The organism is Limosilactobacillus antri DSM 16041, assembly GCF_000160835.1.
Classification (GTDB): domain Bacteria; phylum Bacillota; class Bacilli; order Lactobacillales; family Lactobacillaceae; genus Limosilactobacillus; species Limosilactobacillus antri.
Genome location: NZ_GG700734.1, coordinates 131,226 through 139,885 on the forward strand (window position 1 = coordinate 131,226; position 8,660 = coordinate 139,885).

At 35.2% G+C, this 8,660-nt stretch carries 9 protein-coding genes and 1 pseudogene; 8 read left to right on the forward strand and 2 right to left on the reverse strand.

The window, feature by feature from the left end; translation table 11 throughout:
- Positions 1 to 190: pseudogene (locus HMPREF0494_RS11495) on the reverse strand (ISL3 family transposase); the annotation flags it as partial.
- A 261-nt stretch (positions 191 to 451) separates the two neighbouring features.
- Here HMPREF0494_RS11495 and HMPREF0494_RS08055 point away from each other — a divergent pair.
- The 6 genes from HMPREF0494_RS08055 to HMPREF0494_RS11645 all read left to right on the forward strand — a co-directional run bounded on the left by HMPREF0494_RS08055 (position 452) and on the right by HMPREF0494_RS11645 (position 6,953).
- Positions 452 to 1,498, forward strand: a complete 1,047-nt coding sequence (locus HMPREF0494_RS08055; RefSeq protein WP_040458963.1) for a hypothetical protein — start codon at positions 452 to 454, stop codon at positions 1,496 to 1,498.
- A 10-nt stretch (positions 1,499 to 1,508) separates the two neighbouring features.
- A complete protein-coding gene (locus tag HMPREF0494_RS10820) occupies positions 1,509 to 3,464 on the forward strand; it encodes an McrB family protein (protein WP_007124461.1) in 1,956 nt (651 codons plus the stop codon).
- Entirely contained in the window at positions 3,448 to 4,302 is an 855-nt protein-coding gene (locus tag HMPREF0494_RS08065) for a hypothetical protein (RefSeq protein WP_007124462.1), read from the forward strand. The genes HMPREF0494_RS10820 and HMPREF0494_RS08065 overlap by 17 nt, the downstream gene beginning before the upstream one ends.
- A 78-nt stretch (positions 4,303 to 4,380) precedes the next feature.
- Positions 4,381 to 5,403: an IS30 family transposase gene (locus tag HMPREF0494_RS08070; RefSeq protein ID WP_007124463.1), complete on the forward strand. Its 1,023-nt coding sequence runs from the start codon at positions 4,381 to 4,383 to the stop codon at positions 5,401 to 5,403.
- Positions 5,404 to 5,640: 237 nt separating this feature from the next.
- The gene (locus HMPREF0494_RS11025; RefSeq protein WP_007124464.1) at positions 5,641 to 6,339 is read left to right on the forward strand and encodes a nuclease domain-containing protein; all 699 of its coding nucleotides are present in this window, start codon (positions 5,641 to 5,643) and stop codon (positions 6,337 to 6,339) included.
- A 284-nt stretch (positions 6,340 to 6,623) separates the two neighbouring features.
- Positions 6,624 to 6,953, forward strand: coding sequence for a helix-turn-helix domain-containing protein (locus HMPREF0494_RS11645; RefSeq protein WP_225430255.1), 330 nt, complete (start codon positions 6,624 to 6,626; stop codon positions 6,951 to 6,953).
- 32 nt (positions 6,954 to 6,985) lie between these two features.
- On the opposite strand, the gene HMPREF0494_RS08085 is transcribed toward HMPREF0494_RS11645, so the two are convergent.
- Complete coding sequence (locus tag HMPREF0494_RS08085; RefSeq protein WP_007124467.1) at positions 6,986 to 7,504, reverse strand: cupin domain-containing protein; 519 nt, start codon at positions 7,502 to 7,504, stop codon at positions 6,986 to 6,988.
- A 174-nt stretch (positions 7,505 to 7,678) separates the two neighbouring features.
- Here HMPREF0494_RS08085 and HMPREF0494_RS08090 point away from each other — a divergent pair, with 174 nt between their 5' ends.
- A complete protein-coding gene (locus HMPREF0494_RS08090) occupies positions 7,679 to 7,948 on the forward strand; it encodes a type II toxin-antitoxin system RelB/DinJ family antitoxin (protein ID WP_007124468.1) in 270 nt (89 codons plus the stop codon).
- Entirely contained in the window at positions 7,938 to 8,255 is a 318-nt protein-coding gene (locus tag HMPREF0494_RS08095) for a type II toxin-antitoxin system PemK/MazF family toxin (protein WP_007124469.1), read from the forward strand. Before HMPREF0494_RS08090 ends, HMPREF0494_RS08095 begins: the two co-directional genes overlap by 11 nt.
- Positions 8,256 to 8,660: the final 405 nt, after the last annotated feature.

Here is an 8,660-nt window from a genome sequence, read left to right on the forward strand (position 1 = left end):
GAGCGTTGACCGTCTTAAAGCCATTTTTAAGCATGGGCTGGCCACAGCGTGGGCAGCTGAGGGGATAAGATTGAATGAAGTGAATAACGATTCGGTCGCCTTGATCTTCAATAGGCTCCGCAAAGTGTTTTTCATCTAATTCTAAGTGGCAATCTTTAACTCCTAAGGCAACTCTGGTAGAATAATCCATGAAAGATGGTCCTTTCTTAAACGAAGACGGGGTCCAACCATCTTTCGTTTTTTATTTTAAATTTAAACCAAAATTGTAGAACCCTAACTGTAAGAGGGCGTGAGTTACTGAAGAAGTATAAATTATGTTCTTTTTATACCAGTATGTAACATTGTAAATATATTAACTTAGTTAAAAATGCCAAACTTGTTGTATGCGTAATCTGATATAATTATTAATACACAAATTACAATGTTATTTACAAGGGAAAGGTTTATAAAATTGAAAATAGATGCAGAATTGGAATTTATTTTACGTCATATGTCTCTAAAAAATTTTATAAGTATAATGCGAAAATCAGGGGGATACTTTGGTGACGCAAAAAAAATAAATAATAAGTATAGAAAATATTTGATAGATAGTCGAATAATAAAACAAACCGTACCAAGAAAAGTATATAATTGCATACTTAGTGAAGTTAGAGTAATAAGCAATGAAACGCTAGAGACAAAATACGTTAATACAAAGGAAAATTTATTTCAATTAATCTGTAAAAAATATCTTAGTAAAGAAAATTTAACTGAAATTATATCCGAATATTCTAAACTTAATAATGAAACGTATACACGTAACATAGTAAATCATGAGGGGAAAGAAAATTATCAAAAAAAGTTAAAAAAACTAAAAGAGAAAGTTGGCATAGCTAATGAAGCGAAACAAACTAAAGAGAAATTATTGAGAATAGCGGAAAAAGAAAGGAAGAGGCTAGTAATAGAGAATACTCAAATTCGGTCTGAACTAAGTAAAAATAAAGAAGAAATTGATTCTCTAAAGAAGTTATTAGCAGTGCATAAAGAAAAAGAGCAGATTGAAAGCGGCAATGAGGTTATAAGCAACCTAAAAAGTGAAAACGGAATTTTAAAACGTAAGTTAAGCTGGACTAAAGAGGCCCTTATAAATAAGACCGGTGAGTGTAAACGAAATCTTAAAGAAATGCAAAAACTTCAAGACAAAATAACAATGCTTGAAACTAAACATTACTTAATAGTAGGTGTACCCGTGGATTTTAATTTTATAGCATTGAAAATACCTAAAAATATCGAATTAGATATATTTTCAAAACAGAGTAGTAATGAAAATATAAAATCATATGGTACATTTACTGAACTAAAAGCAAACTTATCATATCAAATAAGTGAATATGTAAAAGTAATTGCTTTTAATTGTGAAATTCCTAGAGGAGATTTAATGCGATTAGAAAAGCTCTTTGGTACGAGTAGATTGTTATTAATAGATAATGTTGATAATTTAGAAAATATCTTAAATTAAGGAGTCAAGTATGAGTCAGTTATATATCGGTGTTTGGAACCATAAAGATCAGTTTGGAAATTTCTCTGAAAATGGCGGGATCTTTTTTGATCGAAATAGTAAGATTATGTTTAATCTTCAAATCTTAAATGCGTCTAGGAGTGAGCTTAGTGATAAGCAAATTCATGTTTTTCCACGCGAACTAGAAAAGATTTCTTTTCAAGATAACTTTTATGATGATAACGAAACTAGAAGAGAAACGTTAAAAAATTTCATAGAAGGGAAAATATTTATTTTCAAAGTATCAGAAGAGCAACAGGATAATCCTTATGCATACGATATAAAAATGCATATAAAGAATAACGACTTTCATAATGATGATAAGTTCGAAGAAATACCTATTTTAATGGATAGTGAAAATAATTATGAAACTATAAAGAATAAATTAATCAAGGGAGAAACTATTAGGTCACGTGCTGTCAGTATGATAAGCAATAAACTAGATAGTATTAGTTCATTTATGATTACTAAGTCTAGTCATGATGAAAATTGGATACTATTTGAAAATGTTACTGCGGTATCCACAGATGGTATGGAAAGTATCCAGTATCAAAAGCCAAGCGAAAACTTTCCAATTACCGTACGAAGAATTGTTGATGATACTGCTATGGATGGTTACTACTATGATAATGGTGATGATCGTAATATAAATCATAATATTATGTTTGTTCCAACACGTTATTTAAGAGAAAATGACAGTCAACTTGAAAAATTCACAAAAATTGTGACAAGGCGACTAGGATTAACTGAAAATGACAATGAAGGTATTGACGAAAGTAGCCAAGATGTGGATTTGCTATTTTTAAAACAATTTCATGAAGTTATTAAGTCATCTGAGTATCAACTATTGTTAAATGAAGACAACATCATTAAATTGCATACATCTATTAAATCGAGTTTGCTAACAATATTAGCAGGACTTAGTGGAACCGGTAAATCTAAGATTATTAAGGCTTATGCAGAAGCTCTGGGTATACTCAATGGTGACTTAGGAAAAGGGCAACATAATGATATTCCAGAAGAAAGGTTTAAATTTATTTCTGTAAAACCGTCATGGCAGGATGACAGTGATCTACTGGGATTTGCTGATACTATAAGTAATAACTTTCGACCAGGCGATTCAGGTATTGTAGATACATTAATTGATGCGAAAAAGAACCCTCGTTTTATTTACATTATTGTTTTAGATGAAATGAATTTATCAAGAGTAGAGTACTATTTCTCACAGTTTCTATCTGTTCTAGAGAGAAGTAGTTCTGAGCGCTACCTAACTTTATATAGCAAATATTTAGAAACGAGGCTTTATAATAGTGATAAATACAGTAGTAAAATTTTGATTCCAGAGAATGTTAGGTTTATAGGTACAATGAATATTGATGAGTCAACATTTGAGTTATCAGATAAATTACTTGATAGAACTAATATTATAGAATTGCATACAGTACCTTTTTACAATAAAAAGGATATATCTCATAGGTCTATGAAAGATGTAAAAAGTGCAAATACTTGGCATAATTTTGAAGTTGGCTTATTAAACTATTCATCAAATGGAGGCTCATTAACTGAAGAACAATTACAATTCCTTTGGGAATTGCATTCGGAAATTAACGATGAATTACCAAACGTAGGAATTAGTTGGCGAACTATAAGATCAATTGATGCCTATATTAATAAGGTTCCTTCTACTTACGCGAATGATATAGGTAAAATATTAGATTGGCAACTATCTACACGAATTTTAACAAAATTACGAGGGACGGAAAGCATGCTTAATTCTTTGATTTCGTATGATGAAAAAGAAAAAAAGCCAAAAGGAAAAATTATTAATATTTTAGATAAGTATTCTACGTTATCCGACTTTCAAGAAAGCAGAAAAAAATTACTTATTAAATCTAAAGAATTGAAGGTAAATGGTTTTGCTAGATAATATTATCCTGACTGGGGCACATAATCAAAAAAAGGTTTTTCATTTTTCTAAAGATGAAGGACAAGTGGACTTTATAGAAATTGAAGAGAACACGGAATGGCAACTTCGATTTCTATCACCACCAAAAGCAAGATTGTATATAGATGGTCTTGACCTTCTTGACGATGAGCGTATTCAAGAAGATGAACACGGTCTTTATATTATTCCTAGTCCTAAACCCTATGTAATTTATAATCATGAAAATAATGATAAAAAATATTTGCCAGGTATTTATAGACTTAAACTGGTGTTGAATAATAAAGAATTTTTTAGTTGGCTAAAAATTATATCTAAATTTATTTCTGAAGATGAACTAGTGTTAATGAGACAAGATGTGGAAAATGCTGTAAAGGGATTATCGAGGATGTTTCAATCTAACATTAATGGTAGTCTTTCTAATTATTCACCGACACTAAGTTTTGAACAATTGCAAGCTTTAAGCATTTTACATGAACAGAGTGTGAAATTTAACCTTAACTGTTTCTTTATTTCAAGTAACCCTAGATATAGTATTGGAAGTTACTATCACTGGACAAGAGATATGAAATATCCGCTTGATAATAATTCTGTTATCAAAATGTCTAAGGGAAAGGAACACGATGTTATCTATAATAAAGACTATAAAATCACTATGAATAGTCCAGAAAATAAAGCTTTGAAAAACAATATTTTGAACATATTTAGGATTGTACAAGAAATAGAAGATGGATTAAAAAAGATAGAAAATATAAAATCGACTTCTGACATAAGGAAAGATCTAATACTTATTAGAAAATATAAAGCCGGATTTACAATCTAAGTGCAACATCATAAATTAAACAAAAAGGCCATGAAGACCTAAACTTAAATTGACCAAAAAATAAGAAAGGTGATCTTCATGACTCAGCTTGATTCTAACATTCCTCGTCACTACCATCAACTAACTAGTGAGCAGCGTGGACAGATTGAGGCACTACATGATCTGAACTGGTCTAATGCCGCGATCGCCAGAAAGCTTCACTGTCATCGGTCAACGATTGGTCGTGAGCTTAAACGTGGTCGTGTCTTACAGCGTAACTCAGATTACTTCCTTTACTATCACTACTATGGTGAAACGGCGCAAGCCAAGCATGAACAGCGGCGGCTGAAATGTCATTGTCATTCCTTGCTTAAACGGGGCCATTTCTTCTTTAAGCTCCTAACCAAACAGCTGGGCAGCCAATTTAACGCGATGAGTGTGGACGAGTTTATTGGCCAGTTCAAGTTAAAGTTTCCTGACCAGTTTTGTCCGTCAACGCCAACTGTTTACCGCTATATTGACCAGGGACGGTTAGCCATTAAGAATCTTGATTTACCACAGAAGCTAAGTCGGCATCTAAAAAAGCACCATCGTTCCCACTCTCGGCAAGCAGTGAAGCGGCTGGGAGTTTCAATTGAAAAACGCCCGCAAAAGATTAATCAGCGCCAACGTCCTTTTGATTGGGAGGGGGATTTAGTCAAGGGGGTTCGGCGGAAGAATCAACCAGCCCTGATGACTCTAACAGAACGCTTAACGCGCTTTGAGATTGTCATTAAGATTCCCAATTACCGAGCAGAAACCTGTCGTCAAGAGCTTCAGAAGGTGATTAATTACCATCCAAACTGGTTTAACTCGATCACTTTTGATAATGGTGCCGAATTCTCTACATTGGCTAAAATTAGACATGCCAAGATTTACTTCGCTCACCCGTACTCACCTTGGGAACGCGGAAGCAATGAAAACAATAATGGACTGCTTCGTCAATTCTATCCCAAGGGACAGCCCATTAAGCAATCCCTTCTCTACCTCCACCAAGCAGTCCAAGCTATCAATACCAAGCCCCGCAAGCTTCTTCACTACCACACCGCTCAACAATGTTTTCATCAATATTTAGCTTCATAGCCGTGTTGCACTTGAGTTGACAATTCGGGTAGAAAATATAAAAGTCAATTATCCTTTTTAATTAATAAAACCTGGTTAAAAAGTGTTAGTGGTGAAAACGCTAATACTTCTATAAATAATGCTTATCTAGATTCTAAATATTTGTTCTTTCGAAAATTATCTTGGAAATTAACTCATATTTCTAATTTTAAACCACAATTTGATCGTCAGTATCAATACTATTGGCGTAGAACTGATTTGTTATATGAAATTTGGGGATTTTTAGAGGTAATAAAAGCATTATGTAAACTTAAATTTATACCCCAAAGTGGGTGGATTTTTGATGGTAGGAATCTTGAATTTCAACCGTTAAAACCAGGGACTTGCGTTTGGTTTGTTGGTAATTTAGCATCGGGTCGGAAAGTTAATTTAAAGGTAAAGTATGATGACGCTATTACCGCGTTAAATGCTACTGAAACATCACAGGAACAGCCATTATGGCATGGAGCATCACATAATAGGCCTGACATTCGTGTAGAGATATATGATGCTAGTATGATATTTCAAAATGTAATTGTACTTGATACTAAATATCGAAGACTAAGAGATATTTATAAATTTTCTAAAAGTGGGTCTTTGAATCAGTTAACATCTTATCGTGACCAACTATTTAGCCCATATCCATTTAAAGATGCTAAATATGCTGGTTGTAAGCAGGTAGTGACTTTGAGCAATCGTCCATCTGCTGTTTTAAATGTAGGGGTACTTTTTCCGGGCAAAGTTGTTACTAATGCTGATACCATAAAAAAATATAATGATATTGAGCCTATTCCTACTTTTCCTTCTCGTAATGATAATAATGCATTATTAGATTTCTTAAGACTAAACTTGGAGTTACAAGATGAAAGATTTAATAAGCTTAGCAAGATATTGAAATTGATAGGGAGAAACGAGTAAGTACATTAGTACCAGTAAGTTAAGTGAAGTGCCCTACAATTGTTAGACAAGAAATCTAATGATTGTGGGGCACTTTTCATATGGTCAAATACAAACCCGAATTAAAGGTGCAGATTGTACATGAATATCTTTCAACGTCTCAGAATACTTATGATTTAAGTGAAAAATATCAGATCGACAATCGACGCATCGGTGAATGGGTCTAAAGATATCGAAAGAACAGGATCAATGCTTTGAAACGACGACGCCATAAGTGAACCTTTACCGCCGACTTCAAGTTAAATGTGATAGACTACTACCAAACTCACGAGGATTCAATGGCTGAAGTAGTGGCGCGCTTTGCTGTATTAACGAGTCAAATCTCTATTTGGCGTTCACAATTTAAACGAAGCGGAATCGCAGCTTTGAAGCCTCAACCGAAAGGTAGGCCGTCTAAAATGAAACATACCAAAAAGCAAGCTCGTCAACTCGCCAATAAGAGTGAGTTAGACTGGTTAAAAGAAGAATTAGCGAAGAAGAACCAGGAACTCTATGACACAAAATTGGAGCGCGATATCTCAAAAAAATCACTGTCCCTGTTCGGACCCTCAAAGCCAGAAAGAAAACCCAAATAGTGGATCAGATCAGGGACGACCAAGCAGCACATCTAAAAAGCGAGGTACTCCCTTTCACCCTCAATCCTCTCATAAGCAAGTTTCTCAATCACATCACGATTTTGCGGGTACTTAGCCAACAAAGTCTTTTGGTCAAAGATTTCAAAATCATGGTAGTCAAAGCCGGGTGCAACAGCACAACTAACCAGGCTAAAGCTATCCGCGTTGACTGCTGAGCCAAAGATGGTACCGGCTGATACCCGGTACTGGAGTCGTTCGCCCTTGTCCAGATGGGGACCGAGGATAACCTGGTTGGATGAACCATTAGGGTAGAGGCTGTAAATCGTAATCGGGTCACCAGCGTGATAATACCAGAGCTCGTCATGCTTCAGCCGATGAAAGTGTGATGGCGAGCTGGCATCCAGCAAGAAATAGATGGATGTGTAGTAATAGCGCTCCTTATTTACCGTGGTCGGTGCAAACGTGTTAGCACTGTGATAAACCTGGCGGTACCAGCCACCCTCCGGATGGGGCTGAAGGTGGAGATAGTTGATGTAATCGGTTTTGTTCATGTCGGTGGACCTCCTCAATTAATGTGAACATTATACCATTAAGTTGGCGATTTTGTTCGTAAAGTTTAACCAGTGATCCGTTACTTATATTAGAGGAGCAAAATAGTTTAAATCAGCAATGGCAATTTAATTATAGTATAATATGATCAAAATCTAGTCAGGAGGGATTATATTATGCCAACTAAAGTAAAAAAGGTGCAGGTTAATGTTGACCGGACTACTGCAGATAATGCTGAGGAAATCATGAAAGAAATTGGGGTAACACCGTCAGTAGTGGTAAACACACTGTATAAAGAAATTGAAGCAACGGGGAAAATACCGCTGAGCTTCTCTTTAACCCCTCGTCAGCGCGCGGAAATGGAATTGAATCGTGCCACCCAAGACTTACCGGTAAAACACTTGAGAACGCAAAAAGAACTAGAGGACTTTTTCGATGAAGACTAATGAAGTCTATACGGCGTTTGTTGCTTGGACGAACGGAGGTAAGCGCCGTCCAGTATTGGTTCGCCAAATTAATGATAATGAAGTTATCGTCTACAAGATAACTACCAAGTACCAGTCCAAGTCCGCTAGTATCCGGCGTCATTATTATCGGATCAAGAATTTGGAAGAAGCCGGATTGCGTAAGGAGTCGTATATTGATACGTTGAACCTGGTTGGCTTGCCGAAATCGGTAAAATTTCGGCGCATCGGTAGGTTGAGCACAGAAGATATCCGTGATCTGGCTATTTTTATAGAAACTAAGGAATAGGCATTGCAGTTATTGCAGTGCTTTTATTTATGTCTTTAGAGACCTGGTTAAATATGTGAGCAAAATAAGCAGTTATTATTAATATGGGTTGAAATGAGCTTGTGGATCGTAGCCTGTCGCCTAGCTATACAATTAACCAGCTGTATTACGAAATTAGGAATGTACATAAAAAGGATTAGATAATCAAGTCCGGAAACGGGAAAACGATGGTGGAGAAGATTTCGACAAGGTATGGAATGAGCTATGAGTAATGCTGATTAGTAGCGTTGCACACGAGGATTAGATTTTATGTTAGAAAATCAATTCAATTTAGTTAGGCTTGATAAAGCTAGAAGAACAGCTAATGAGGCTAATAGCTTGCAAAATTAGCAATAATACAGTAAAGCCCAGGGATGTAGCGATTCC

Bases quoted from the DNA above. Each gene is read 5' to 3' on its own strand.
- HMPREF0494_RS10820 (WP_007124461.1), top strand. From the start codon at position 1,509: ATGAGTCAGTTATATATCGGTGTTTGGAACCATAAAGATCAGTTTGGA.
- HMPREF0494_RS08065 (WP_007124462.1), top strand. From the start codon at position 3,448: ATGGTTTTGCTAGATAATATTATCCTGACTGGGGCACATAATCAAAAA.
- HMPREF0494_RS08070 (WP_007124463.1), top strand. From the start codon at position 4,381: ATGACTCAGCTTGATTCTAACATTCCTCGTCACTACCATCAACTAACT.
- HMPREF0494_RS08085 (WP_007124467.1), bottom strand. From the start codon at position 7,504: ATGAACAAAACCGATTACATCAACTATCTCCACCTTCAGCCCCATCCG.
- HMPREF0494_RS08090 (WP_007124468.1), top strand. From the start codon at position 7,679: ATGCCAACTAAAGTAAAAAAGGTGCAGGTTAATGTTGACCGGACTACT.
- HMPREF0494_RS08095 (WP_007124469.1), top strand. From the start codon at position 7,938: ATGAAGACTAATGAAGTCTATACGGCGTTTGTTGCTTGGACGAACGGA.